We start from the raw sequence: 24,537 nt of genomic DNA, 5'->3' as shown, positions 1-24,537 counted from the left end.
GCCTCCTGGGGTCGGGCAACTCGGCGAAGTAGGTCTGGGGGTTGGCAAGCATGCCTTCAGTATCCACCCGGCCAGCTCAATAGCCCAGTCTCAGATCATTCCCGGGCTACATAGCGCAATCGCCCTGCCTATTTCCCGTGCGGAGTGGCATTCGGGATAATGAGGGCTTATCGTCCATCCTGGCCTGTCTTGACCCAGCCCGCCCGTTCCATCCCGGATATCGCCCTGCGCTGCTTGTCGCGCCTGCCGTTGCCGCTGTTCCGCGCGGCCGGGGCGGTGTTCGGGCTGTCCCTGTGGGCCTTCGCGCGTCGGCGTCGCCATATCGTCGAGCGCAACCTGGAGCTCTGCTTCCCCGAGGCTGGTGTCGCGCAGCGCGCGCTCTGGACGCGCGAGACCTTCGTCAGCTTCGGCCAGACCTTCTTCGACCGGGTCTGGCTCTGGCATGGCGACCCGAAACTGGTCGAGCGCCGGGTGGCACTGACCGGTCGCGTCGATCTGCTTGAAAAGGGCGAGGCCGTGCTGTGCTTCGTGCCGCATTTCTACGGCATGGACGCCGGCTGGACCCGGCTCACGCAGGCGATCGAGCGCAGCTGGTGGACCTTCTACGCCCCGCAGAGCGGGCCGGCCATCGACCGCTGGGTGCGCGAGGGCCGGCAGCGCTTCGCCGCGCCCAGGCTGGTATCGCGCCAGGAGGGCGTGCGCCCGCTGCTCAAGGGACTGCGCGACGGCGCGGCGATCTGCCTGCTGCCCGACATGGATCTGGGCGCGCGTGACTCGGTGTTCGTCAAGTTCTTTGGCCAGGACACTGCCACCGTGACCTCGCTGCCACGGCTGGCCAAGGCCGCTGGCGTGCCGGTCCTGCCCTGGGTCTGCCGCATCGTGCCGGGCGGCTACCGGGTCGAGGTCATGGCGTCCTGGGATGGCTACCCGAGCGGCGATGACCTGGCCGATGCGCGCTTCATGAACCAGCAGCTCGAGTCCTATATCCGCACCATGCCGGGCCAGTACCACTGGCTGCACCGGCGCTTCAAGACCCGGCCGGAAGGCCAGGCCCCGCTCTACCGGCGCTGAGTCGGCATCCTTGCGGTTTTCCGTCCGGGTTCCAGGGGGGTTTGGGTTCGAAATTTTCGAATGAAGGCTTCAAGCCGCTTGCGTCCAACGCACTGGGGGCTTTCCTACACTTGAGGCCATGTCGAGCCACAACTCCCCCGAATCCCGCTACCACGGCGTTGCCATCCTGCTGCACTGGGTGCTGGGTGCCGCGTTGATCGCCGTCTTCGCACTCGGCGCCTACATGGCCGATCTGCCGTTCTCGCCGCAGCGGCTCAAGCTCTACAGCTGGCACAAGTGGGCTGGAGTCGTTATCCTGCTCCTGTCCATGCTGCGGCTGGTCTGGCGCCTGACGCACCGTCCGCCGGCGCTGCCAGCCAGGATCGAGCAGGCCATGCCGCGCTGGCAGGCGATCGCCCACCACGCCACCCACCATGGCCTCTACCTGCTGTTCTTCGCCGTGCCGCTGATCGGCTGGGCCTACAGCTCGGCGGCTGGCTTCCCCATCGTGCTGTTCGGTGTGTTGCCGCTGCCCGACTTCGTCCCGGTCGACAAGGCGCTGGCCGAGCTGATCAAGCCCTGGCACCAGATCTCGGCCTTCGCGATGGCGGCGCTGGTGCTGCTGCATGTGGCCGGTGCCCTCAAGCATGCGCTGATCGACCGCGATGGCCTGCTGCAGCGCATGAGTCCGTTCGGCAAGTGAACCGTTGACCTTCAAACCGAATCTTCAGGAGCGTTCCACGTGAAACATCGAATCCTTTCCGCCGTTCTCGGCCTGGCCGCCACCTTCGCCTTCGCTCCGGCCCAGGCCCAGCAGAAGCTGGTGCCGGCGCAAAGCGAGATCACCTTCGTCAGCAAGCAGATGGGCGTGCCGGTCGAAGGGCGTTTCCGCCAGTTCGACGGCCAGATCGCGTTCGAGCCGGTCAAGCCGGCGGCCACCAAGATCGCCTTCAGCGTCGATCTGGCCAGCGTCTCGATCGGCAAGGAGGCCGACGCCGAGCTGGCCAAGCCGGTCTGGTTCAACACCGCCAAGTTCCCGAAGGCGACCTTCCAGTCCGGCGCCGTCAAGGCGCTGGGCGGCGGCAAGTTCGAGATCGCCGGCAAGCTCGCGATCAAGGGCGTCAGCAGCGACGTCGTGGTGCCCGTGACGCTGACCCAGTCGGGCGCCACCACCACCGCGACCGGCGCCTTCCCGATCAAGCGCCTGACGTTCAAGATCGGCGAGAACGAATGGACCGACACCTCGATGGTGGCCGACGAGGTGCAGGTCAAGTTCAAGCTCGCGCTGACCGGCGTGGCCAAGCTGTAAGCCTTTCCCCTTCAATTTTCCTTTTTCTCTTTACTGGAGCATCACCATGCGCAAGACCCTCACCGTCCTCGCCGCCCTGCTGACCGCCGGCGCCGCATCGGCCGCCGACTACGCGATCGACCCGACCCACACCTTCGCGACCTTCGAGATCAGCCACTTCGGCGCCTCGGTCAACCGCGCCCGCTTCGACAAGAAGGAAGGCAAGATCCAGTTCGACCGCGCCGCCAAGACCGGCAAGGTCGACATCAGCCTGGACATCGCTTCGGTCAACTCGGGCACCGCCGCGTTCGACAAGCATCTGCAAAGCGCCGACATCTTCAACGCCGCCCAGTTCCCCAAGGCACGCTTCGTGTCCGACAAGTTCGTCTTCAACGGCGACAAGGTGACGGAAGTCCAGGGCCAGCTGACCCTGCTCGGCAAGACCCAGCCGGTGAGCTTCAAGGCCAACCAGTTCAACTGCTACGAGAGCCCGATGCTCAAGCGCGAAGTCTGCGGTGGCGACTTCGAAGCCACCATCGACCGCGCCGCCTTCGGCGTGAACTACGGCATCGACTGGGGCTTCCCGAAGAACGTCCGCATCGTGCTGCAGGTCGAGGCCGTCAAGCAGTAATCCTGCCCAGCACCCCCAAAAAACCCGCCCGGCCTGTCCGCCCGGCGGGTTTTTTGCTGCCCGCGTCAGTTTGGTCAGCCTTGCCACCGTCACCGCTCTGGGCGAGACTGTAATCAGGTGCACAATCCAAACCGCTCAGGAGGGAAAACATGACGACAGAACACCCGCATTCCGCCGCCCAGCTCGAGGCCGATGTCAAGCGCGCGGTCGAGCAGGGGCTTGACCTGCAGCAGCGCGTGCGCCAGCTGACGTTGCAGCAGATCAGCTCGGGCCAGTTCGATCTGGCCGCGCTGCGCGAGCTGAGCCAGGCCGTGCTCAACGGCGCGCTGGCCGGTGCGCAGCCGCTGCTGCAGCCGGCGTTGACCCAGACCAGCCAGGCCAAGGAGCAGTTGCAGCAGGTCGTCGCGGGCCTGGACGCCGCGCTGGCGCAACTGGCGCAGACCGCCAGCCTGGCGCTGCAGGAAGCCGCTGGCAAGGCGCAGGCTTTCTCGGCCACCGACCTCAAGCGCGCCCGCGCCGATTTCGCGCAGCTTGAGCAGATGTTCCTCGACACACTGCAGTCCACCGCCAGCCGCACGCGCGACGCCGCCGGCGTGATCCTGTCCGAGCTGGCGGCCCATTCCCGCCTGAAGGGCTCGGCCGTGGGCGCCCAGCTGCAGCAAAGCTGGCTGACGACGGCGCAGCAGCTCGGCGAGGTCGGCAAGGCCCAGCTCGACGCCGGGCTCAAGCTCGCGCACGCCAGCGGCGACCTGCTGCGCCAGATCGCCGCTGGCGTGCTCGGCGGCCTGGCCGAACAGGTCAAGCCCGCGCCCAAGGCCGATCAGGCCGGACCCGGCAGCAAGGGCGCCTGATGCTCTGGCAGGCGCTCGCCTCGGTCCGCGACCTGGGCCGCCTGCACGATATTGCTTCCGTCCTGATCCGCCACGGCTTCGGCGACTTCGTGCGCCGCATGGGGCTGGCCGAGGCGCTCGAGAATGCCGGCCGCGCCCTGCACTGGGGCGACACCCACGAGCTGATCCACCTGACGCCGCCGCAGCGCGCGCGGCGCGTGCTGGAGGAGCTGGGGCCGACCTTCGTCAAGCTCGGGCAGGTGCTGTCGACCCGGGTCGACCTGTTCGAGCCCGAGTGGATTGCCGAGTTCGGCCAGCTGCAGGACAGCGCGCCGCCCGTGCCCTACGCGGAGCTGCTGCCGCAGCTGGTCGAGGACCTGGGCGGCCCGCCCGAGCAGGTCTTTGCCGCCTTCAACCCCGAGCCGCTGGCGGCGGCCTCGATCGCGCAGGTGCACCGGGCCAGGCTGGAAGATGGCACCGAGGTGGTGGTCAAGGTGCGCCGGCCCGGCATCAAGCCGGTGGTCGAGGCCGACCTGCGCTGGCTGTTGCGGCTGGCGCAGCTGGCCGAGTCCGAGAGCCCCGAGCTGCGCACCTTCAGCCCGCAGCAGGTGGTGCGCCAGTTCGGCCAGTCGCTGCGCAATGAACTGGACTTCGCGATCGAGTGCCGCAACGCGACCCGCATCGCGCGCCAGTTCGAGGGCTACACCGATGCCGATGCGGTTCGGTCCCGGCCGGACGGCGGCGAGCTGCTGCAGCCGCCACCGCTGATCGTGGTGCCGCGCGTGCACTGGCAGTGGAGCGGCGAGCGCTGCTGCGTGCAGGACTACATCGCCGGCATACCGGGGCGCAAGCTGGCCGAGGTCGATGCCGCCGGGCTCGACCGCAAGGTGCTGGCGCGCCGGGGCGCGCGCGCGGTGCTCAAGATGATCGTGCAGGATGGCTTCTTCCATGCCGACCCGCACCCCGGCAATGTGTTCTATCTGCCGGGCAACCGCATCGCCTTCATCGATTTCGGCATGGTCGGGCGCCTGTCCGAGCTCCGGCGTGAACAGCTGATGGCGCTGCTGCTGGGCCTGGTGCAGCAGGAGCCGGCGCGCGTCGCCGATGTGCTGAACGACTGGAGTGGCAACGGCGCGGTCGAGCACGAGGCGCTGATCGCCGAGATCGAGGCCTTCGTCGAGCAGTACCGTGGCGTGTCGCTGCGCCAGCTCAAGCTCGGCTCGCTGCTGTCCGATCTGGTCGCGATCCTGCGCCACCATCAGGTGACGCTGCCGGCCGATCTGAGCCTGCTGATCAAGGCCTTCGTCACGCTCGAAGGCATGGGGCGCGAGCTCGATCCGGATTTCGACATGGCGGGCGAGGCGCTGCCGCTGCTGCGCGAGCTGCTGCAGGCGCGCTACGAGCCCCAGGCCCTGCTCGGGCGCGGCTGGCGCGCGGCCGGCGAGCTGCTCGGCCTGCTCGCGGGGCTGCCGCAGGACCTGTCGCGCCTGCTGCGCGCGGCGCGCAAGGGCCGGCTCGACATCCACATCGACGTGCTGGATCTGCGCCGGATCGGCAACCAGCTGGACCGCGCGCTCAACCGGCTGGTGGTCGGGATCGTGATCGCGGCGCTGATCATCGGCTCGTCGATCGTGATGACGGTGCCGGGCAATCCCAGCCTGCTTGGCCTGCTGGGCTTCGTGGGCGCGGTGATCGGCAGCCTCTGGCTGTTCCTGTCGATCTGGAGCGCCAACCGGCGCGACCGCGACGACGACTGAGCTGCCCGTTGGCTGGATTAAGCTCGGAGCATGACCCCGATCACCAATATTGAAGACCTGCGCCGACTCGCCCGCAAGCGGGTGCCGCGCATGTTCTACGACTACGCCGATTCCGGCAGCTGGACCGAGAGCACCTACCGCGCCAACGAGGCTGATTTCCAGGCGATCAAGTTCCGCCAGCGGGTGGCGGTCAACATGGAGGGACGCAGCACGCGCACCACCATGGTCGGCCAGGAAGTCACGATGCCGGTGGCGCTGGCGCCCACTGGCCTGACCGGCATGCAGCATGCCGACGGCGAGATCCTGGCGGCGCGCGCGGCGCGCAAGTTCGGCGTGCCGTTCACGCTCTCTACCATGAGCATCTGCTCGATCGAGGACGTGGCCGAGCAGGCCGGCCCGGGCTTCTGGTTCCAGCTCTACGTGATGCGCGACCGCGCCTTCATCGAGCGCCTGATCGCGCGCGCCAAGGCCGCCGGCTGCAGCGCGCTGGTGCTGACGCTGGACCTGCAGATCCTGGGTCAGCGTCACAAGGACATCAAGAACGGCCTGTCGACCCCGCCCCGGCTCACGCTGACCAATCTGCTCGACATCGCGACCAAGCCGCGCTGGGCGCTCGGCATGCTGGGCACCAAGCGGCGCCAGTTCGGCAATATCGTCGGCCATGTCAGCGGGGTGGAGGACATGGGCTCGCTGTCCGAATGGACCGCCAGCCAGTTCGACCCCACGCTCGACTGGGACGCGGTGCGCTGGATTCGCAAGCTGTGGGACGGCAAGCTGATCCTCAAGGGCATCCTCGACCCGGAGGACGCCCGGCTGGCGCTCGATATCGGCGCCGATGCGCTGATCGTGAGCAACCATGGCGGGCGTCAGCTTGACGGCGCCGAGTCCAGCATCCGCGCGCTGCCGGCCATCGTCGAGGCCGTGCGCGACCGCATCGAGGTGCATCTGGACGGCGGCGTGCGCAGCGGCCAGGACCTGTTGCGCGCCCGTGCCCTGGGTGCGCGCGGCTGCTACATCGGTCGCCCCTTCCTCTATGGCCTGGGCGCCCTGGGCGAGGCCGGCGTGACCCGCTGCCTCGAAATCCTGCACAAGGAGCTCGATGTCACGCTGGCGCTGTGCGGCCGGACCCGGATCGACCATGTCGGCCACGACATCCTGCTGCCGGGCAGCTATCCCGGTTCGCCCTGAGGCCTGCCGGATTTAGCGCAGCGCGGCGTGCGCGAGCGCGAAGTCGGCGATGGCGCCGATGTCGGCCAGGTCCAGCCGCTCCAGTCCTGGCGGGATGGCGTCTGGCGGCGGGCCGTCGCTCGCGAGGCCGACGATGCCGGGCCAGTCGCCCGCCAGCGGCTCCCGTCCCGGTTCGGCGCGCCAGACTTCGAGCTTGGGGAAGTCGCCGCCCTTGAAGCCCTCGACCAGCACCAGGTCGCAGGCCTGCAGTCGGTCGAGCAGGTAGTCCAGCGGCGGCTCGTCGGCGCCGCGCAGTTCGTGCATCAGCGCCCAGCGCTGGTTGCCCAGCAGCAGCACCTCGTGGCAGCCAGCCTCGCGCAGCCGGTACGAGTCCTTGCCGGGCCGGTCGATCTCGATGTCCTTGTGGCTGTGCTTGATCAACGAGATGCTCAGGCCGCGCGAGCGCAGCTCGGGCAGCAGGCGTTCGAGCAGCGTGGTCTTGCCCATGCCGGAATGGCCGGCGATGCCGAACACCCGGGTCCTGACTGGCGCCGCTGCGGCGCCGATGGCTTGCTGCTGGTCGTGGTTCATCGGGGCGGGAGGTAAAAAGTCAGCAGTCTAGTGCCTCGGCACAAACCGGCGTGGAGGGCCAGTCATGCGAGGGACTCTTATCATGCAGGTTTTATGCCGGACAAGCGCGCTGTCGCGCGAACGCGCAGCGCCGGTGGCAAGGAGTCAGCATGACGGGATTATCGGATTGGGGTGTTTGGTTGCGGCACGGGCTGGAGCTGGCGGCGACCGTGGCTTTCGCCCTGTCGGGCGCGATGACGGCGGCGCGCAGTCGCCTCGACGGCGTCGGCGTCTGTGCGGTGGTGTTCCTGACCGCCTTCGGCGGCGGCACGCTGCGCGACATCCTGCTCGACATCCGTCCCTTCTTCTGGGTCAGCCATGTCGAATACCTCTGGGGCCTGCTCACGCTGGCCGTGCTGGCCATGATCTTCATGCGGCAACACCATTTCGAGCTGACCGAGCGCGCCATCCAGCTGCCCGACGCGATCGGCCTCGGGCTGTTCGCCGCGATCGGGGTGGACGTGGCCCGCGCTCATGACATGCCGATGCTGGTGGCGGTGCTGATGGGCGTGATCACGCCGGTCTTCGGCGGGGTGCTGCGCGATCTGGTCTGCAACCGGATCCCGGAAGCCTTCATCGATCACCGGCCCTACGCCTTCTGTGCCTTCCTCGGCGGCTGGCTCTACCTTGGGCTGGAGGTGCTGGCGCTGCCCGAATGGCTGGTGTTGAGCGCCACCGTCGTCTTCACCGCCGGACTGCGACTGCTGGCGCTGAGGTTCGACTGGCGCATGCCGGTCTGGCGGGTGTGACGGCCGGCTGACCCATTCAGTTCGCGCCTGTTCCACGTGAAACAAAAGATCGCGATGGCGGTGCCACTCCCAGTCGCTTGGCCAGCCGGCTCAGGTTGGCCCGGTCCATCCGCAGTTCCCGGGCGGCGGCGGTCCAGTTGTGCTGGTGTCTGAGCAGGCATTGCTCGATCAGTCGGCGCTCGATCGATTCGACCGTCTGGCGCAGGCCGAGGGTTGACAAGGCCACGCCCGCGACCGCCGGCGTTCCGAGCGAAGTCGACTCGTCATCCTTGTGGATGGCTACTTGGCCGGGGCTGGGCAAGCCCAGATCCTGGGCGGTCAGGCTCAGGATGCGCGGCCTGGGCTGTTGCCGCCCCAGTGCCTTGAGCACGCTGCGTCCGATCAGGTGCTCCAGTTCGCGCACATTGCCTGGCCAGTCATAGGCCATCAGGGCCTCCTGCGCGTCCTGTTCCAGCCGCAGGCTGCCCACGCCCAGGCGGCCACGGTTCTCCTCCAGGAAGAAGCCGCTCAGCAGCAGCACGTCGCGGCCACGCTCGCGCAAGGGCGGCACCGGCAGCGGGTAGACGCTGAGGCGGTGGTAGATGTCGGCCCGCATCCGGCCGGCTCGCACCTCGGCGGCCAGGTCGCGGTTGGTGGCCACGATCAGGCGCACGTCGACCCGATGCTCGCGGTCGGAGCCGAGCCGCTGCAACTGCCCGCTCTGGAGCACGCGCAGCAGCTTGGCCTGCACCGACAGCGACAACTCGCCGACCTCGTCCAGGAACAGCGTGCCGCCATCGGCCAGTTCGAACTTGCCCTGCCGTTCGGTCACCGCGCCGGTGAAGGCGCCCCGCAGGTGGCCGAACAGTTCGCTTTCGACCAGGGTCTCGGGCAGGGCCGCGCAGTTCAGGCTCACGAAAGGGCGATCACGGCGGCCGGAGCGCTCGTGCAGGGCCTGCGCCACCAGCTCCTTGCCGACGCCGGTCTCGCCGGTGATCAGGACCGTCAGCTCGCTCGCCGCCACCAGGTCCACCTCCTTGAGCAACTGCCTGAAGGCCGGGCTGTGCCCCAGCAGCTGGCGATTGGGCTGGCCGCCGGCACGGCGGTAGCGCTCGGCCTGCAGATGCTCGCGTTGCGCCAGTTCTTCCAGCCGCTTGATGCGGGTGGCCGCCGCCACGGTGGCCGCCGCCAGATTGCCGAAAGCGTCCAGGTTCCGCAGGTGCTCCAGAGTGAAGCAGCCCGGACTGAGCGAGTCCAGCGTCAGCAGGCCCCAGGGTGCGCCCTCCATGTGCAGGGCTACCCCCATGCAGTCGTGCACTTCCAGCTGCCCTTGCAAGCCCTCGACCAGGCCGTCATAGGGATCGGGCAAGGGACTGCCGGGCGGGAAGTGGATTGCCTGCTCGGCTGCGAGCAAGGCCTGCAGCCTGGGGTGATCGGCGACCCGAAAGCGCCGGCCCAGGGTGTCCCGGCTCAGACCGTCGATGGCCAGCGGCAGCAGGTAACCGTTTTCCAGCCGCAGCAGCGCCACCGCATCGCAGGGAAACAGGGTGCGGACGGCTTCCAGCAGGCTGCGGTAGCGCTCGGATTCGGACATTTTCCGGGGCAGATTCGCCACCAGCGGGACCACGGCATTGAGCCATTCGGATGGAGTCATTTTTACACCAGCAAGGTCAGTTCGACTCCGAAAAGATGGAGTCTATTCGACATGGTACCGCGCAAGCCATTGATCGGCATGGGCCGTCACGCTGGCACGCCTGTTGCGTTACGGGTGCAGACAGCTTTGCCTTCCCGAACCCATAGACGAGGACTCCCCATGTTGACCGATGCCCAGCGCGCCATTGTGAAATCGACCGTACCGTTGCTTGAAACCGGGGGTGAAACCCTGACCAGGCATTTCTACAAGATCATGCTGGGGGAGTTCCCCGAGGTTCGCATCCTGTTCAACCAGGCGCACCAGGCCAGCGGCGACCAGCCGCGCGCGCTGGCCAACAGCGTCCTGATGTATGCCAAGCATATCGACCGCCTCGAAGGCCTGGGCGATCTGCCGGCGCAGATCGTGCACAAGCATGTGGCGCTGCAGGTGCTGCCCGAGCATTACCCGATCGTCGGCGCCTGCCTGCTGCGCGCCATCCGTGAAGTGCTGGGCGCCGAGATCGCGACCGACGAAGTGCTCGCCGCTTGGGGCGCCGCCTACCAGCAGCTGGCCGACATCCTGATCGGCGCCGAAGAGCAGGTCTACGCCGCCACCCAGGCGGCCAAGGGCGGCTGGCGCGGCGAGCGCGCGTTCCGTGTCGCGCGCAAGGAAGCCGAGAGCAGCGAGATCACCTCGTTCTACTTGAGCCCGGTCGATGGCGGTCCCGTGGTCGCCCACCAGCCGGGCCAGTACATCGGCCTGCGCCTGACGGTGGACGGCCAGGACCAGCGCCGCAACTACTCGCTGTCGGCCGCCGCCAACGGCAGCGAGCTGCGCATCAGCGTCAAGCGCGAGCCGGGCGGCGCGGTCTCCAACTACCTGCATGACCAGGTCCAAGCGGGCGATGTCCTGCAGCTGTTCCCGCCCGCTGGCGCGTTCACCCTGCAGCCGGGCGACAAGCCGCTGGTGCTGATCAGCGGAGGCGTGGGCATCACCCCGACGCTGGCGATGCTGCACGAGGCCCTCAAGACCGAGCGTCCGGTCCACTTCATCCACTGCGCGCGCAACCGGGCGGTGCATGCCTTCCGCGACGCCGTCGATGCCCTCTCGGCCAGCCACCCCCAGCTCAAGCGCTTCTACAACTACGACGAGGCCAGCGAGGCCGATGGCGTGGACGCGGTCGGTCTGCTGGATCAGGAGCGGCTGGCGCAATGGCTGCCGGAGACCCGCGACGTGGACGCCTACTTCCTGGGGCCGAAACCCTTCATGGCCCTGGTCAAGCGCCAGCTGAAGGCGCTTGGCGTGCCGGAGGCGCAGACCCGCTTCGAGTTCTTCGGTCCGGCTGCCGCCTTGAACTGACATCGACCGGGAGCGCCAAGCCGTGAACCCACTGCGGGTGTGGTGGCGCGCCCTCCATCCCGCTACCCTCGCGATGGGGTGGCGGGAGCTCGTGCTTGGCAGCCTGGGGCTGGGACTCGGAGTGTGGCTGACCGGCTGGCTCAGCCGCCTGACCTTGGGTGATCTGAACCCCTGGTTCATTGCCCCCATGGGCGCCTCGGCCATCCTGCTGTTCCTCCTGCCGACGGGTCCCATGGGGCGGCCCTGGTCGATCCTGGGTGGCAACCTGGTTTCGGCCTTGATCGGCGTCAGCTGCGCGCAGTGGCTGGGCAACGGCATCGAGGTCGCCGCGCTGGCTGGGACCATGGCGGCGCTGGCCATGCGCGCACTGCGTTGCCTGCATCCGCCGGGCGGCGCGGTGGCATTGACCGCGGTGCTGGGCGGCCCGGCCATCCAGCAACTGGGCTACGGCTTCGCAATCTGGCCGGTGGGGGTCAATTCCACCTTCATGATGCTGGTGGCGCTGCTGTTCCACCAAGCGACCGGACGCCGCCCGAACCGGCTTCAGGCCAGCGAGGCGCTCGCCAGTCGCACGCCGAAGCCGATGAACAGCGCGCCCATCGCTCCCATGCCCGCCGCCGACAGGCGCCGGTGGCGGCCGAACTGTCGCGCCAGGCGCGCGCCGCCGAAGATCAGCGCGCTCAGATAGAGCGCGCTGCAGACCTGCACGATCAGCCCCAGCAGCAGGAAGGGCAGCGTCGGCGAGGGGTAGGCCGGATCGACGAACTGGATGAAGAAGGACACGAAGAACAGGATGGCCTTGGGGTTCACCAGGCTGATCAGCAGCGCGGTGCGAAAGGGGCGGCCGGCGCCAGCGGCCTTCATGCCGCCGTCAGGTTCAGGTCCGGCTGGCGGGCTGGCCGATGCGCTCCAGTCGCGCCAGGCCGCGCGTACCAGCCCCAGCCCGAGCCAGGCCAGGTAGGCCGCGCCGGCGTACTTCACCACCATGAAGGCCAGCGGCGTGCCGCGCAGCAGCGAGGCCGCGCCAGCCGTCGACAGCAGCATCAGCACCGTGTCGCCGGCGAAGATGCCGGCCGCGCCCCGGTAACCCGCCGCCACGCCGTGGCGCGAGGCCAGCGCCATCACGTAGAGCGAGTTCGGACCCGGCAGCAGCACGATGAAGACCGTGCCGAGGATGAAGGTCGCGAGGTCGGTGATGCCGTAGGCCATGGCCTGGCTCACCACTCCAGGCCGTCGGTGGCGTAGTCGGTCGGCTTGCTCTCGAAGAAGTTGCTGCGCGTGCCGTTGGGCTTGCTGAAGTCGTCGAACCAGGGCACGGCGTTGACCACGCCCGGATAGATCACGCCCAGGTTCAGCGCCATCGCGCGCTTGTTGGCCAGGCCCTTGACGAAGTTCTCCACCACCTCGTCGGTCAGGCCCAGGATGCCGCCCTGGATGATGTACTGGCCCCAGCTGACCTCGAGCTCGACCGCGTCCTTGATCAGCTGGATCGCGTCATGGCGGAATTGCTCGTCGTACAGCTCCGGGTTCTCGGCCTGGAACGCGTGGTGCAGGTTGGTGAACAGGTCGAGATGGGTCTCGCCCTCGTCGCGGTTGATGTACTTGATCATGTCCGCGCTGCCCAGCATCTTGCCGTTGCGCGCCAGCGTGTAGAACACCAGGAAGGCCGAGTAGAAGTAGATGCCTTCCAGGATCACGTTGCCGACGATGGCGCGCGCGAAGTTGGCCGGCGTCGGCTCGTCCTTCAGCACCGACGAGGAACGCATGATGAATTCGTTCTTCCTGGCCAGCATGCCGTCATGCTCGAACATCATGTAGACCGATTCCGGATCGAGCGAGACCGCCTCGATCAGGAACTGGTAGCTGCGCACATGCACGCCTTCCTCCGAGGCCTGGCGCGCGATCGCCAGGCTGACCTCGGGCGCCGTGATGTGCTGGCCGATGTTGTGGATCAGGTTGTTGAACTGGATCCCGTCCAGGTTGGAGACGAAGGCCAGCGCCTTGTCATAGGCATTGCGCTCGCGCGCGTTGAGCGCGCCGCTGCGGTAGGTCTCGCGGTCGGCCACCAGCGGGATCGACTTCGGGAACCAGGTGTTGGCCTCCATGCGGTCGTAGATCTCGGTCGCCCACTTGTATTTTGTCCTCGACATGTTCATGAGCTGGTCCTGCGGCCCGAAGGCGATGCGGCGCTCGTTGGTGATGCGGGTGGTGTTGTTGATGGTCACGGCTGTACTCACTGGCAGGCCTCGCAGTTCGGGTTGTCGATCGAGCAGAAATTGGTCGGCAGTTCGGCCTCCGCCACGTCGCCCACCGGCAGCGCGGCGTTGGCCAGCGCCGGCTTGGCCACTTCCTTGGTCTTGGTCTGGCCGCGCAGGTAATAGGTGGTCTTGAGGCCGAGCTTCCAGGCGCTCAGGTAGATCTCGGCCAGGTCGCGGCCCTTGGTGCCCTGCTTGACGAAGATGTTGACGCTTTGCGCCTGGTCGATCCATTTCTGGCGCGCGGCGGCGCTTTGCAGGATCCAGCCCGGATCGATCTCCCAGACCGTCTTGAGCAGGTCCGGACGGCCGTACTTGACGCAGGGATCGACCACCTTGAACTGGCCGCTCATGTTCTTCTCCGAGCGCTCGATCTCGAAGATCGGCTCGATGCAGGGGGTGGTGCCTGTGATGATCGAGATCGTCGCGGTCGGCGCGATCGCCATCACGTTGCTGTTGCGCATGCCCTGCGCCTGCACCTGGGCGCGCAGCGCCGCCCAGGCGGCTTCGCCGAGGCTGGTCTCGTGGCGGCGCGCGGTGTCGATCGGCAGCAGGCCCTTGCTCCACTTGGAGCCCGGGAAGGTCTCGTAGGCGCCGCGTTCCCGGGCCAGCGCGCTCGAAGCCTGGATCGCGTGGAAGCTGATCAGCTCCATGGCCCGGTCCGAGAAGGCCACGCCGGCCGCGCTGGCGAAGTCGACGCCGCAGGCCACCTTGGCCTCGGTCTCGCCCATCAGGCCCAGGCCGACCGGCCGGTGGCGCAGGTTCGAGTTGCGCGCGCGGTCCGACGGGTAGAAGTTCAGGTCGATCACGTTGTCGAGCATGCGCAGCGCGGTCTTGACCGTGCGCGCGATCTTGTCGCCGTCGAGCTGGCCGTCCTTGACATGGCGCGCCAGGTTGACCGAGCCCAGGTTGCAGACCGCGGTCTCGGTGTCGCTGGTGTTCAAGGTTATCTCCGTACAGAGATTGCTTGAATGCACGACGCCGACATGGTCCTGCGGCGAGCGGCGGTTGCACTCGTCCTTGAAGGTGATCCAGGGGTGGCCGGTCTCGAACAGGTTGGTCAGGATGCGCTTCCAGACCTCGATCGCCGGGCGCTGCTTGTAGGCCTTGCCTTCGCGCTCAAGCTGTTCGTAGCGGGCCTTGAAGGCGTCGCCGTAGAGCTCGTGCAGTTCGGGGAAGCGCTCGGGCTGGAACTCGCTCCAGATGCCGTTGCTCTCGACCCGCTCCATGAACAGGTCGGCGATCCAGGCCGCCGGAAAGATGTCGTGCGCGCGCAGGCGGTCGTCGCCGAACTCCTTCTTGATCTCGCAGTAGTCCCAGAAATCCGGGTGCCAGACCTCCAGGTAGGGCGCGAAGCTGCCCTTGCGCCGCCCGCCCTGGTTCACGCCGACCGCGGTGTCGTTGTAGATCTTGAGGTAGGGGATGACGCCCGAGCTCTTGCCGTTGGTCGACTGGATATGCGAGCCGGCCGCGCGCACGCGGGTCCAGTCGGTGCCGATGCCGCCGGCGTACTTGGAGAGGCGGGCCGACTCCTCGATGGTGCCGAAGATCGAGGCGTAGCGGTGCTCGCCTTCGTCGATGTCGGCGCTGATCTGGTCGTTGACCGTGTTGAGGTAGCAGCTCGACAGCTGGGAGTGGACGGTGCCCGAGTTGAACAGCGTCGGCGTCGAGGCCATGTAGTCGAAGCTCGACAGCAGGTCATAGAACTCGATCGCCCGCGCGGTCGGCTGGTCTTCCTGCAGTGAAATGCCCATCGCCACCCGCATGAAGAAATGCTGCGGCAGCTCGATCAGCTTTTGCTGGGTGTCGCGCATCAGGTAGCGGTCGACCAGGTTCTGCAGGCCGTAGTAGTCGAACTGGTAGTCGCGCTCGGGCTTGATCGCGGCCTCCAGCGCGGCCAGGTCGAAGACCTCGGCCATGCGCTGGGTGTAACGGCCGGCCGCGACGCCGCGCGCGATCGTCTCGGCCAGCGCCGGATAGCGCGCCGAGCCGGTCGCGATCTTCATGGTCTCGGCCAGCAGGTAGCGCGCCGCGACGAAGGTGAAGTCCGGGTTGTCGGTCGAGATCAGGCCGGCGGCGGCCTTGTTCTGGGCCTGGAAGATCTCGTGCGTCTGCATGCCATCGTAGACCAGCAACTTGATCTGGCTGCGCAACAGGCCCAGGTCGACATTCAAGCCCTGGGTGGCAAATTCGTTGAGTCGCTCGATTTTGGCGAAGTCGAAAGCTTCGCGCGAGCCGTCGCGCTTGATGACGTCCATGGAGATGATGCAGGAAAAAATAGGGAACAGCCCACCCGTCGGCAGCAGCCGGAGCGATCCGTCGGAAAGGGCGATGGGCGGTCGGCTAGGGGGCCGTCCGCGAGGGGGTCGGGCAGATGGCCTTAATGGCCGGTGCGCTGGCGTGCCGCTCGGGCGCTGGCCCGGGCTGGCGGTGGTGATCAACGATGTGCATTCGAATCCTCCCGTCGAATGGTGCTGGCTGCATGGAGCAGCGGCACTCTTTCCGTTCAACGTCGCTGAGCTCACTGAGCCGACGCACCCGAAACCGGAATCATACCGGCTTTGCCATCACCCCAGGCCTTACTTGGTCGGGTTCCGGCGCGTGCCGGGTTCAGTCCTGGCGCTTGCGCCAGAGCTGGCCCAGGTCGTCGAGCGCGGGCACGCCAGCCAGCGCCACCAGCAGCAGCGCCAGCGGCAGGGTCGCGTAATAACCGACCCACTTGAAGCCCAGCGCCCCGCTGACGCCGCCGACGAAGAAGCAGACCGCCAGCTGCAGCAGGACCCGTAGCCGGGCCGGGTTGGCGCGCACCGGCGCCAGGGCGGGGTCGGACGAGTTCCAGTACGCCATCTTGCCGAGCTCGATGCCGAGATCGGTCACCAGGCCGGTGATGTGGGTGGTGCGGATCTCGGCGTGCGACAGCTTGGTGATCAGCGCGTTCTGCAGTCCCATGATGAAGCTCAGCAGCAGCACCGTCAGCGGCACGAACAGGCCGGCGACATGGGACAGGCGCTCGCCCAGCGCGCCAAAGCCGAGCAGCAGCAGTGCCTCGATCATCAGCGGCAGCGCGAACTCGCTGTGCAGGCGCCGGCGGCGCGCGAAGTTGACCAGGATGGCGCTGCAGGCCGCGCCGGCGATGAAGGACAGCAGGGCGCCGAAGCCGGCCAGGTAGTCGTGCCAGCGTCCCAGCGCGAGGTGGTCCGCCATCGCCGAGACGATGCCCGTCATGTGCGAGGTGTACTGGTGCACGGCCAGGAAGCCGCCCGCGTTGGCCGCCCCGGCGACGAAGGCCAGCACCAGACCGAGCTGGTGGTTGGCCTGGGCGCTGCGTCGGCTTCCGGTCAATTTTCGGGCGTACTGGATCGGCATCTAGGGGTGTGCAGGTGCTTCGGGCGGGGGGCGGTTCTGGTATGTTAACCAGCTGTCCAATTGGCCTTGACTGCTCCTATCAGTCCCGGCTCCACCGAAAAGGAAATCCCATGAGTTCATTGCCCCCCTGCCCGAAATGCCAGTCCGAATACACCTACGAGGATGGCCCCCAGCTGATCTGCCCGGAATGTGGCCATGAGTGGAGCGCCATGGCCGACGCACCGGTCGAGGAAGCCGCCAAGGTCTGGAAGGATGCCCACGGCAACTTGCTGCAGGACGGCGACACCGTGACCCTGGTCAAGGACCTCAAGGTCAAGGGCTCCTCGACCGTGATCAAGGTCGGCACCAAGGTCAAGAACATCCGCCTGATCGAGGGCGACCACGACATCGACTGCAAGATCGAGGGTTTCGGTCCGATGCAGCTCAAGTCCGAGTTCATCAAGAAGGCCTGATTCCGATTTATTTGATCGCTTCCGTCGCGCGGGCCGGATCGTCTGCTATAGTAGACCCTCTTGACGCGCGGTGGAGCAGCCTGGTAGCTCGTTGGGCTCATAACCCAAAGGTCGCAAGTTCAAATCTTGCCCGCGCAACCAATTTCCCGATCCCAGGCCGGATCTCCTTCGGAGATCACTGGATCGGCGTTGATTATTTCCCTCCCTCAGATCACTTCACTGGGCCTCCGGCATTTATAATGCGGGCGTCATTGGGGAGTAGCCTCTCTTTCACCCGAAGAGGTTTGCGTCAACACGATTGTCCCGCAGGACATGGCGCAAGCGGTTCCCGAGCTTGGCAAGACCTTTGACCACTGCGCCTCCGATCTGGCCGGGGATGCGTCGTGGTCAATCGTTCCTGAACCGGCCTTGGAACCCTCATGGAATCCCTTTTCGTATCGACTGGCGTCGTCGCCCTGGCTGAAATCGGCGACAAGACCCAGCTGCTCGCCTTCATCCTGGCCGCGCGCTTCAAGAAACCCCTGCCCATCATCCTCGGCATCCTGGCCGCCACGGTCGTCAACCACGGTCTCGCGGGGGCGCTCGGCGCCTGGATCACCGCCTCCATCAGCCCCGAGATCCTGCGCTGGGTGCTGGGCGCCTCGTTCATCGGCATGGCGATCTGGACCTTGATTCCCGACAAGATCGAGGAAGAGGAAACCCAGGTCGCCAAGCGCTTCGGTGTCTTCGGCGCCACGCTGGTCACCTTCTTCCTGGCCGAGATGGGCGACAAGACCCAGATCGCCACCATCGCGATGGCCGCGCATTACGCCCAGCCCTTGCTGGTCGTGATCGGCACCACGCTGGGCATGCTGATCGCGGACGTGCCGGCGGTCTTCGTCGGCGACAAGCTGGCCAACAAGATCCCGATGAAGCTGGTCCACTCGATCGCGGCGGCCGTGTTTGCCGTGCTCGGCGTGGCGACCCTGCTCGGCGCGGGGGCCAGCCTGGGCATTTGAGCCTTCAGCTGAAGGGATTGCTGACCGAGCGTGCCGGCAGGACTTCGATCCGTTCCGGCAGTCCCGGGTCGGACTCCATCGTCGCGATCGCGCGTCCGAGCAGCGCGTGCAGCTCGCGCGCCAGCGCCAGGCCGACGCGGTCGCGGCTCAGCACCAGGTCGCCGGTCAGCGTGAGCCGGTCGACCCGGTTCTCGATCTCGAGTCCGCCGATGCGGATCACGTCGCTCTCGTTGGCAAAAGGCTGGAATTCATTGTCCATGTCGGCTCCGTTTCAGCGGCCCATGATGCCCTTGAACAGTTCGAGCAGCAAGCGCAGCAGGCCGTCCAGCATCGATCCTTCCTCCGGTGCCTTGCCGTCGGCTTTCTTGTCGCCGCCGCCGCGATTGCCTTGCGGCTTGGGCAGGTTCATGGCCTGCTCGCGCGCCTGCTGCGGTAGAGCGGGCAGGGGGTTGATGCCGGCGAGCTTCTGCAGCTCGGCGATGCTCAGCACCGAGTAGTCCTTGGTCTTGTCGTTGCTGACCAGGTAGGCGCCGGCGCGCTGCTGCTTCGGGCTGTAGAGCACCTTCCAGACATGGGTCGGCACCAGCACGCGGCCGACCTGCTGGATGTCCTGGCCGACGAAGGCCGGGCCGCTGATCACGTAGAGCTCGCCTTCGTCGCTCGCGAGCTGGCGCGCCGCCGCCTCGATGCCGGCCCAGACGCCGGCGTTGTTCTCGTGTATTTGCGGCACCATGTTGGCGAGCGAGAACGATTCGCCCTGCGCCTTGCGCGTCGGCATGTCGGCGTTCGGCGCCATGTGGCCGCGGTCGTAGCCCGAGCGGGCGTAGTCCGACAGCTCGGCGCGGTCGCGCTCGGGCAGCCGGTCCTCGGCGTGGAAGCTGTCCTTGCGCGACAGCTCCTTGGCGGCCTGCAGGTTCTTGCGCGTCAGGTGTTCGGCCGCGTAGACCGGCGTGCGGCTGACGCCCGAGTGCAGCACAGCGAAGGCCTCGAAGCAGAGTTCCTGCGTGCGTGGCTTGAGCTTGGCGTTGACGAGCTGCGGCGGCTGGCCGTCCGCGAAATGCTGGGGGCAGTCGGTGCCGGCGGCCAGCGCCGGTCCGCCGGCTGTGCCAGCCACCAGCGTGGCGGCGATGAGCGAGTAGTTGAACTTCATGGCCAGCATAGTATCGGTTCAGATCGTCCGCCAGTGAGGGAAACCGGCCTGTTTCACGTGAAACAGGAGCCTCGCTTCAGGGCTTGCTTTCGGCTTCGAGCAGCGCCAGCGCCGCCGCGAAGTCGAAGCCCGCGACGGTATCCGAGAAGGCCCGGAAACGCGGCCCGAGCGCGGCGCGCGCCAGTGCCTGCTGCTGTTCGAGCAGCGCCACGCAGGCGGTGTCATCCTGCCGCAGCAGGTCGAGCAGGCGCTCGCGCAGCCTTCGCCACTGGGCCGGGTCGAAGGCGGTGACGGCCTGCGGCGCCGAGGCTGGCGGCAGGCGGGCCGCGATCGAGTCGGCCAGCCGGGGCAGGTCGCTGCCAAGGCTGGCCAGCAGCGGCGCCGGGTCCGGCGCACCATCGCGCAGCGCGGCCTCCAGCCGCCCGGCCTGCTCGCGCAGCGGCAGCGCGCCGATCTGTGCCGTCAGCCCCTTGAGCGTGTGCGCGAGCCGCTGCGCCTCGTCCCGGCGGCCGTCCGCCAGCGCTCGCGCGATGGCCTCGGCCTGGTCGCGCTGGCTGGCGACGAAGCGGGTCAGGATCTCGCGGTAGAGCGCCTCGCGTCCCATGACCTGGCCCAGTCCCAGCCTGGCGTCCAGCCCGTCGACGCCGGCCAGGGCGCTGATCCAGCCGGGCTCTGGTGTCCGGACTGGCGGGGCTGGGCGTGCCGTTGCCGGTGCCGGCCTGACCCAGCACCGCAGCTTGTCGATCAGCTCCTGCACGTTGATGGGCTTGGCGATGTGGTCGTTCATGCCGGCTTCGAGGCAGCGCTCCCGGTCTTCCGCCATCGCGTTGGCGGTCATCGCGAGGATCGGCAGCGCCTGCAGTCCGGGCAGCTGGCGGATCGCGCGCGTCGCGCTCAGGCCGTCCATCACGGGCATCTGCATGTCCATCAGCACGACATCGTAGGCCTGCCGCTGCACTTTCCGCAGCGCGACCGCGCCGTCGGGGGCGAGGTCCACCAGCAGGCCCAGGGTGCGGAGGAATTCGGTCGCGACCTCCTGGTTGAGTTCGTTGTCCTCCACCAGCAGCGCGCGCGCGCCGGCCAGCTCGGCGGACCAGTGCAGGGCGTCGGGTGACTCGGTACTGACGGGCCGGGCTTCGCCGCCGGTCTGCCGCATCAGCGCGTCGAACAGCGTGGACGCGCTGACGGGCTTGGTGAGCACCTCGCTGATGCCGGCTTCCCTGGCCGGTGGCATCGCCTCGTCGCGGTCGTAGGCCGTGACCATCAGCAGCAGCGGTGCCTGCCCGAGCGTGCGCCGCTGGATCTCGCGCGCCAGCGCGATGCCGTCCATTCCGGGCATTTTCCAGTCCAGCAGCACGATGTCGAACGGCTGACCGGCGGCGTCGGCCCGTTCGATCTCGGCCAGCGCCCCGTTGCCGGATGCCGCCGTGGCGGACTTGAAGCCCAGGCTCGTGATCAGCTCGGAGAGGACTTCGCGCACCTGATCGTTGTCGTCGACCAGCAGCACCCGCAGTCCTGCCAGGGCGGGCGCGCCGCGCGGGCGCGCCGGTCGTTCGGTGTCCAGGCCGAGGCAGGCCGTGAACCAGAAGGTCGAGCCCAGGCCCACGGCGCTTTCCACGCCGATCTGGCCGCCCATCAGCTCGGCCAGCCGCTTGGCGATCACCAGCCCCAGCCCGCTGCCGCCGTAGCGGCGCGTGGTCGAGCTGTCGGCCTGCTGGAAGCTCTGGAACAGCTGCTCGCGCTGCTCGGGCGAGATGCCGATGCCGGTGTCGCGCACCTCGAAGCGCAGTTCGACGCCTTCCGCCCGCTGCTGCCGCAGCTTGACCCGGATCTCGACCTCGCCGTGCTCGGTGAACTTGACCGCGTTGTTGGCGAGGTTGAGCAGCACCTGTTGCAGGCGCAGCGGGTCGCCGATCAGGCCGAGCGGCACGTCGGTGGCGGCGGAGACGATCAGCTCCAGCCCCTTGCTGGCGGCCTTCTCCGAGACCAGCGCGGCGACAGCGTCGAGCAGCTGGTCGAGCTCGAAACCGGTCCGGTCCAGCCGCATCTTGTGCGCCTCGATCTTGCTGAAGTCCAGGATGTCATTGATGACGCCGAGCAGCAGCTGGCTCGAAGCCTGGATCTTGCGCAGGTAGTCGCGCACCCGGGGCGGGGGATCGGCCTTGAGCGCGAGCTGCGTCATGCCCATGACGGCGTTCATCGGCGTGCGGATCTCGTGCGACATGTTGGCCAGGAAGTCGGCCTTGGCGCGCGCGGCGTCCTCGGCGGCCTCCTTGGCGAGCTTGAGCTCGGCCTCGGCCCGCTTGAGCGTGCTGATGTCGGTGAAGGTCGAGATCATGCCGTCCTCGACCAGCTGGCCGCCGATCAGCAGGTTCAGTTCCTGGCCGTTCTTGCATCTGACGCGGTATTCCTGATTCTCGACCTGGCCATCGCCCTGGCTGGCCCTTTCCATGGCCTCCCGCCAGGTTTGTCGCACCCAGGCGCGGTACTCGGGGTCGGGATAGGTGATGTGCCACCAGTCCGCCAGCGTCGGGATGTCATCCAGTCCGTAGCCGAACAGCTCGGTGAAGCGCCGGTTGACCGCGGTGAGCCGGCCGCCGCTGGTGTGGACCAGGCCGACCGGCGCGGCCTCGAACAGCACGCCCAGCTTCTCGTTGGCCTGGCGCAGTGCCTGCGCCGCCTCGCGCTCGGCGCTGATGTCGTCGATGATCCAGACCGAGCCGCGTGCCGGATCGTCGGCGTCGATCGCGTGCCCCGTGATGCGCGTCCAGACCGGGCTGCCGTCGCGGCGCCGCATCAGCTGCTCGCGGCGATGCGTGCGGCCTTGCCAGATCTCGGCGTAGGCCTCGTCGCCGGTGCGCCGATAGGCCGGCTCGTCCGCGTACCAGCGCCGGGTCGACTGGCCGACCAGCGCGCCGTCGGGCCAGCCCAGGATCTCGTGCATGCGGCGGTTGCAGCTGGTCGCGATCCGGTCCTTCAGCAGCACGATCCCCGAGCTGGCCGATTCGAGGATGGCTTGCTGTTCCGCCGCCACCAGGCACAGCGCCTCGCTGGCCGCCCGCTGCTCGGTGATGTCCTCGATCAGCGCGACGACACCGCTGGCGGGATCGGTGGCGTCGATCACCCGCGCCGACAGCCTGGCCCAGTAGAGATGGCCGTCCTTGTGCTGGAATTGCAGCTCCGTCACGTTGGTCCGGCCATCATCGATCCGGTGGTAGATGGCTTCGCCCTGGTGCTGCCAGCTCTCGTCATCGCGGTAGAGCATCCGGGTTGAATGACCTTCGAGCTCGGCGCTGTCGTAGCCGGTGATTTCCTCCGCGCGCCGGTTGCACTGCTCGATCACACGCCGACGTATCAGCATGATGCCGGTGCTGGCGGAGTCGACGATGGCGTGCATCTGCGCATTGGCGCAGTGCAGGCTGGCGGTCGCCGTGGCCAGTTCGGCGGTGCGCTCGGCGACCTGGCGCTCGAGTCCCTGCCGGTATTCGGCCAGTTCGCGTTCGGCCTGCTTCTGCGCCGTGATGTCGTTCCAGACCGCATGCAGCAGGTTCTTGCCACCGCGCCGGATCGCCGTCAGCAGCACCTGCACCGGAAAGATCTCGCCATCGGCGCGCCGGTGCAGCCACTCGAACTCGATGAAGCCTTGCGCCTGGGCGATCCGGCTCATCTCGGCGGCTCGCTCGACCGAACGCGACCCGTCGGGCTGGAAGGCCGGCGAAATCAGCTCGTGTGTCTGGCCCAGCAGCTGCTCCGGGTCATCCATGCGCAGCATGTCGAGCGCGGCGCGGTTGGCGGAGCTGACCCGCCCGTCCTCGATCAGCACGATCGCCTGGCGGGTGTCCTCGAACAGCGCGCGAAAGCGCTCCTCGCTCTCGGCCAGTTCCGCCGTCTTGCGCTGGACCGCCCTGCGGGTCATCCAGACCCAGCTGCCCAGCAGCAGCGCGATGCCGATGGCGGTGGCGCTGCCCAGCTTGAGGTAGCGCAGGGTGGCCGCCTCATCCTGATCCAGCGTGGTGCCGAACCATTTGCGGCGCAGCTTGGCATCCTCCTCGGGGGTGATGGCCTGCATGCCGCGCCAGACCAGCGCCAGTGTGTTCGCGTCGCCCTTGCGCACCGCGCGGCGGGCCTGTCCGACATAGAGCTCGAAGGCCTTGCGGAACTCGTTTTCGATCCCGAGCTGGTAGAGGTAGAAGTTGGCTGGCGCCTCGTCGAGGCAGAAGACCTTGACCTCGGCGCGTCGGGCGGCGTCGAGCAGCGCCGCGTAATTGTCGTATTGCAGCAGGGAAGTGATGCCCAGCTCGGCGAGCTGGTCGATGCAGGCGTCGCCCTTCTGCACGCCGACCTGGAAGCCCTTGAGCGTATTCACGTTGCCGAGGCCGCTGATCGAGGCATGGCTGTAGATGTTCACTGGCAGCCGGGCGTAGGGCGGCGAGAAGTCGTAGCGCGGCTCGCGCGGCGCCGTGCGGTAGATCAGGTCGATCACGTCGGCACCGCCCTGCTGGACCTGGCGCACCGCCTCGACCCATTGCGTCGCGTCGAGTCTGACCGGGACGCCCGTCTTCTGCTGCCACAGCTTCCAGTAGTCGACCAGATAGCCCTGCACCCGGCCGTCGGCAGCGCGGAACAGGTAGGGCGGGTAGTTCTCGTCGCTGACGACGTGGAGGGTGCGCTCGCCGGCCGCGGTGTCGGCGACCGGCATCAGCCACCCCGCCCAGCACAGGCTGAGCACGAGCAGGCGTCGGCGACCGACCTTCGATAGCGTGAACCGGATGGACATCGTGGCTTGGTGGCTGCGCGGCCATGCTGGCAGGGGCCGCCGGGACGGGTTGTTTCACGTGGAACAGAGGTGTTTCAGCCCACTTTACTTTCTCTTCATGAAGCGCAGGATTTGCGCTGAGATTATCCTAAAAATGCAAAGAAACGGCCGGCAGCCCCAGCGCTGGACCGGCTTCAGGCCTCGTCCGGTGCCGTGGCCCGTTCCAGCCGCTGCAGATAGACCAAGGCCTGCTCGCGCGCCTCGCCGCACATCTCGCGGCTGGGTGGCAGCGAGCCGCAGACGGCCGGTCGCTTGGGCTGGTTGAACAGGCGGCAGCGCAGGTCGGCGTCGAGGTGCGGGCAGGGGACGTCGGCGGGCTTGCCCTTGGGCAGGCCGGGCATGGGGCTGCTGATAGAGGGCGCGATGCAGCAGGCGGCGCAGCCGGGGCGGCAGGAAATGCTCATGCGAGGAATTGTGCAAGACAATC

At 67.7% G+C, this 24,537-nt stretch carries 20 protein-coding genes, 1 tRNA gene, 2 pseudogenes and 1 riboswitch; of the genes and pseudogenes, 13 read left to right on the top strand and 10 right to left on the bottom strand.

The annotated features are described in order from the left end of the window. Positions 1-189 precede the first annotated feature (189 nt). From PHR85_RS10400 to PHR85_RS10370, 7 genes are all read left to right on the top strand, one after another. A complete protein-coding gene (locus tag PHR85_RS10400) occupies positions 190-1,071 on the top strand; it encodes a lysophospholipid acyltransferase family protein (RefSeq protein ID WP_300053951.1) in 882 nt (293 codons plus the stop codon). A gap of 118 nt (positions 1,072-1,189) precedes the next feature. Next, entirely contained in the window at positions 1,190-1,753 is a 564-nt protein-coding gene (locus PHR85_RS10395; RefSeq protein ID WP_300053949.1) for a cytochrome b, read from the top strand. 39 nt (positions 1,754-1,792) lie between these two features. After that, positions 1,793-2,359: a YceI family protein gene (locus PHR85_RS10390; RefSeq protein ID WP_300053946.1), complete on the top strand. Its 567-nt coding sequence runs from the start codon at positions 1,793-1,795 to the stop codon at positions 2,357-2,359. Positions 2,360-2,405: 46 nt separating this feature from the next. Next, entirely contained in the window at positions 2,406-2,969 is a 564-nt protein-coding gene (locus PHR85_RS10385) for a YceI family protein (protein ID WP_300053944.1), read from the top strand. A gap of 149 nt (positions 2,970-3,118) precedes the next feature. Then, positions 3,119-3,820 carry a DUF6781 family protein gene (locus tag PHR85_RS10380; RefSeq protein ID WP_300053941.1) on the top strand — a complete coding sequence of 234 codons (702 nt, stop codon included), beginning with the start codon at positions 3,119-3,121 and terminating at the stop codon, positions 3,818-3,820. Then, entirely contained in the window at positions 3,820-5,556 is a 1,737-nt protein-coding gene (locus PHR85_RS10375; protein WP_300053939.1) for an AarF/UbiB family protein, read from the top strand. Before PHR85_RS10380 ends, PHR85_RS10375 begins: the two co-directional genes overlap by 1 nt. A gap of 30 nt (positions 5,557-5,586) precedes the next feature. Continuing rightward, positions 5,587-6,744, top strand: coding sequence for an alpha-hydroxy acid oxidase (locus PHR85_RS10370; RefSeq protein ID WP_300053937.1), 1,158 nt, complete (start codon positions 5,587-5,589; stop codon positions 6,742-6,744). A 12-nt stretch (positions 6,745-6,756) separates the two neighbouring features. On the opposite strand, the gene mobB is transcribed toward PHR85_RS10370, so the two are convergent. Then, positions 6,757-7,314 (bottom strand): molybdopterin-guanine dinucleotide biosynthesis protein B, encoded by a 558-nt coding sequence (mobB, locus tag PHR85_RS10365; protein WP_300053935.1) that lies wholly within the window; start codon positions 7,312-7,314, stop codon positions 6,757-6,759. 149 nt (positions 7,315-7,463) lie between these two features. Here mobB and PHR85_RS10360 point away from each other — a divergent pair, with 149 nt between their 5' ends. Next, positions 7,464-8,102 carry a trimeric intracellular cation channel family protein gene (locus tag PHR85_RS10360; protein ID WP_300053933.1) on the top strand — a complete coding sequence of 213 codons (639 nt, stop codon included), beginning with the start codon at positions 7,464-7,466 and terminating at the stop codon, positions 8,100-8,102. A 16-nt stretch (positions 8,103-8,118) separates the two neighbouring features. Here PHR85_RS10360 and norR read toward each other — a convergent pair whose 3' ends face one another. Continuing rightward, positions 8,119-9,735 carry a nitric oxide reductase transcriptional regulator NorR gene (gene norR / locus PHR85_RS10355; RefSeq protein ID WP_300053931.1) on the bottom strand — a complete coding sequence of 539 codons (1,617 nt, stop codon included), beginning with the start codon at positions 9,733-9,735 and terminating at the stop codon, positions 8,119-8,121. 159 nt (positions 9,736-9,894) lie between these two features. Here norR and hmpA point away from each other — a divergent pair, with 159 nt between their 5' ends. Together hmpA and PHR85_RS10345 are read left to right on the top strand one after the other, a co-directional pair. Then, positions 9,895-11,073: an NO-inducible flavohemoprotein gene (hmpA, locus tag PHR85_RS10350; RefSeq protein ID WP_300053928.1), complete on the top strand. Its 1,179-nt coding sequence runs from the start codon at positions 9,895-9,897 to the stop codon at positions 11,071-11,073. A gap of 73 nt (positions 11,074-11,146) precedes the next feature. After that, positions 11,147-11,593, top strand: a pseudogene (locus PHR85_RS10345) (HPP family protein); the annotation flags it as partial. A 23-nt stretch (positions 11,594-11,616) separates the two neighbouring features. Here PHR85_RS10345 and leuE read toward each other — a convergent pair. The 4 genes and pseudogenes from leuE to PHR85_RS10325 form a co-directional block, all read right to left on the bottom strand. Further along, positions 11,617-12,282 (bottom strand): leucine efflux protein LeuE, encoded by a 666-nt coding sequence (gene leuE, locus PHR85_RS10340; RefSeq protein ID WP_300053956.1) that lies wholly within the window; start codon positions 12,280-12,282, stop codon positions 11,617-11,619. Between the two features lie 8 nt (positions 12,283-12,290). Continuing rightward, on the bottom strand, positions 12,291-13,298 hold the full coding sequence (locus PHR85_RS10335; protein ID WP_300053925.1) for a ribonucleotide-diphosphate reductase subunit beta: 1,008 nt from the start codon (positions 13,296-13,298) through the stop codon (positions 12,291-12,293). A gap of 8 nt (positions 13,299-13,306) precedes the next feature. Then, positions 13,307-15,586 carry a ribonucleoside-diphosphate reductase subunit alpha gene (locus PHR85_RS10330; RefSeq protein ID WP_300053922.1) on the bottom strand — a complete coding sequence of 760 codons (2,280 nt, stop codon included), beginning with the start codon at positions 15,584-15,586 and terminating at the stop codon, positions 13,307-13,309. Between the two features lie 355 nt (positions 15,587-15,941). Further along, positions 15,942-16,694 (bottom strand): annotated as a pseudogene (locus tag PHR85_RS10325) (YoaK family protein); the annotation flags it as partial. A 110-nt stretch (positions 16,695-16,804) separates the two neighbouring features. On the opposite strand from PHR85_RS10325, the gene PHR85_RS10320 reads away from it, so the two are divergent. The 3 genes from PHR85_RS10320 (at position 16,805) to PHR85_RS10310 (ending at position 18,144) form a co-directional block, all read left to right on the top strand. Next, a complete protein-coding gene (locus tag PHR85_RS10320) occupies positions 16,805-17,146 on the top strand; it encodes a zinc ribbon domain-containing protein YjdM (RefSeq protein ID WP_300053919.1) in 342 nt (113 codons plus the stop codon). A gap of 64 nt (positions 17,147-17,210) precedes the next feature. Further along, positions 17,211-17,287 (top strand) — tRNA-Met (locus PHR85_RS10315). Positions 17,288-17,384: 97 nt separating this feature from the next. Then, positions 17,385-17,562: riboswitch (yybP-ykoY riboswitch) on the top strand. A gap of 3 nt (positions 17,563-17,565) precedes the next feature. Beyond that, positions 17,566-18,144 (top strand): TMEM165/GDT1 family protein, encoded by a 579-nt coding sequence (locus PHR85_RS10310; RefSeq protein WP_300053917.1) that lies wholly within the window; start codon positions 17,566-17,568, stop codon positions 18,142-18,144. Positions 18,145-18,148: 4 nt separating this feature from the next. Here the strand turns inward: PHR85_RS10310 and PHR85_RS10305 are convergent, their stop codons facing one another. The 4 genes from PHR85_RS10305 to PHR85_RS10290 all read right to left on the bottom strand — a co-directional run bounded on the left by PHR85_RS10305 (position 18,149) and on the right by PHR85_RS10290 (position 24,514). Next, positions 18,149-18,403, bottom strand: coding sequence for a hypothetical protein (locus tag PHR85_RS10305; protein ID WP_300053915.1), 255 nt, complete (start codon positions 18,401-18,403; stop codon positions 18,149-18,151). Positions 18,404-18,415: 12 nt separating this feature from the next. After that, on the bottom strand, positions 18,416-19,294 hold the full coding sequence (locus PHR85_RS10300) for a DNA/RNA non-specific endonuclease (protein WP_300053913.1): 879 nt from the start codon (positions 19,292-19,294) through the stop codon (positions 18,416-18,418). A 76-nt stretch (positions 19,295-19,370) separates the two neighbouring features. After that, positions 19,371-24,071 carry a PAS domain S-box protein gene (locus PHR85_RS10295; protein ID WP_300053911.1) on the bottom strand — a complete coding sequence of 1,567 codons (4,701 nt, stop codon included), beginning with the start codon at positions 24,069-24,071 and terminating at the stop codon, positions 19,371-19,373. 173 nt (positions 24,072-24,244) lie between these two features. Next, positions 24,245-24,514 (bottom strand): YkgJ family cysteine cluster protein, encoded by a 270-nt coding sequence (locus PHR85_RS10290; protein WP_300053909.1) that lies wholly within the window; start codon positions 24,512-24,514, stop codon positions 24,245-24,247. Between the last annotated feature and the right edge of the window lie 23 nt (positions 24,515-24,537).

Origin of the sequence: Malikia sp. (genome assembly GCF_028687635.1) — a bacterium.
In the GTDB taxonomy this organism is placed as follows: domain Bacteria; phylum Pseudomonadota; class Gammaproteobacteria; order Burkholderiales; family Burkholderiaceae_C; genus Malikia.
The sequence above is the reverse complement of the archived record's forward strand: the minus strand, read 5'-3'. Positions and strand labels throughout refer to the sequence as shown.

What these genes read in the sequence shown, in the direction of transcription:
- norR (WP_300053931.1), bottom strand. Translation starts at nt 9,735, where the DNA reads ATGACTCCATCCGAATGGCTCAATGCCGTGGTCCCGCTGGTGGCGAAT.
- PHR85_RS10330 (WP_300053922.1), bottom strand. Translation starts at nt 15,586, where the DNA reads ATGGACGTCATCAAGCGCGACGGCTCGCGCGAAGCTTTCGACTTCGCC.
- PHR85_RS10310 (WP_300053917.1), top strand. Translation starts at nt 17,566, where the DNA reads ATGGAATCCCTTTTCGTATCGACTGGCGTCGTCGCCCTGGCTGAAATC.
- PHR85_RS10290 (WP_300053909.1), bottom strand. Translation starts at nt 24,514, where the DNA reads ATGAGCATTTCCTGCCGCCCCGGCTGCGCCGCCTGCTGCATCGCGCCC.
- PHR85_RS10380 (WP_300053941.1), top strand. Translation starts at nt 3,119, where the DNA reads ATGACGACAGAACACCCGCATTCCGCCGCCCAGCTCGAGGCCGATGTC.
- PHR85_RS10370 (WP_300053937.1), top strand. Translation starts at nt 5,587, where the DNA reads ATGACCCCGATCACCAATATTGAAGACCTGCGCCGACTCGCCCGCAAG.
- PHR85_RS10360 (WP_300053933.1), top strand. Translation starts at nt 7,464, where the DNA reads ATGACGGGATTATCGGATTGGGGTGTTTGGTTGCGGCACGGGCTGGAG.
- hmpA (WP_300053928.1), top strand. Translation starts at nt 9,895, where the DNA reads ATGTTGACCGATGCCCAGCGCGCCATTGTGAAATCGACCGTACCGTTG.
- leuE (WP_300053956.1), bottom strand. Translation starts at nt 12,282, where the DNA reads ATGGCCTACGGCATCACCGACCTCGCGACCTTCATCCTCGGCACGGTC.
- PHR85_RS10305 (WP_300053915.1), bottom strand. Translation starts at nt 18,403, where the DNA reads ATGGACAATGAATTCCAGCCTTTTGCCAACGAGAGCGACGTGATCCGC.
- mobB (WP_300053935.1), bottom strand. Translation starts at nt 7,314, where the DNA reads ATGAACCACGACCAGCAGCAAGCCATCGGCGCCGCAGCGGCGCCAGTC.
- PHR85_RS10300 (WP_300053913.1), bottom strand. Translation starts at nt 19,294, where the DNA reads ATGAAGTTCAACTACTCGCTCATCGCCGCCACGCTGGTGGCTGGCACA.
- PHR85_RS10295 (WP_300053911.1), bottom strand. Translation starts at nt 24,071, where the DNA reads ATGTCCATCCGGTTCACGCTATCGAAGGTCGGTCGCCGACGCCTGCTC.
- PHR85_RS10320 (WP_300053919.1), top strand. Translation starts at nt 16,805, where the DNA reads ATGAGTTCATTGCCCCCCTGCCCGAAATGCCAGTCCGAATACACCTAC.
- PHR85_RS10385 (WP_300053944.1), top strand. Translation starts at nt 2,406, where the DNA reads ATGCGCAAGACCCTCACCGTCCTCGCCGCCCTGCTGACCGCCGGCGCC.
- PHR85_RS10375 (WP_300053939.1), top strand. Translation starts at nt 3,820, where the DNA reads ATGCTCTGGCAGGCGCTCGCCTCGGTCCGCGACCTGGGCCGCCTGCAC.
- PHR85_RS10395 (WP_300053949.1), top strand. Translation starts at nt 1,190, where the DNA reads ATGTCGAGCCACAACTCCCCCGAATCCCGCTACCACGGCGTTGCCATC.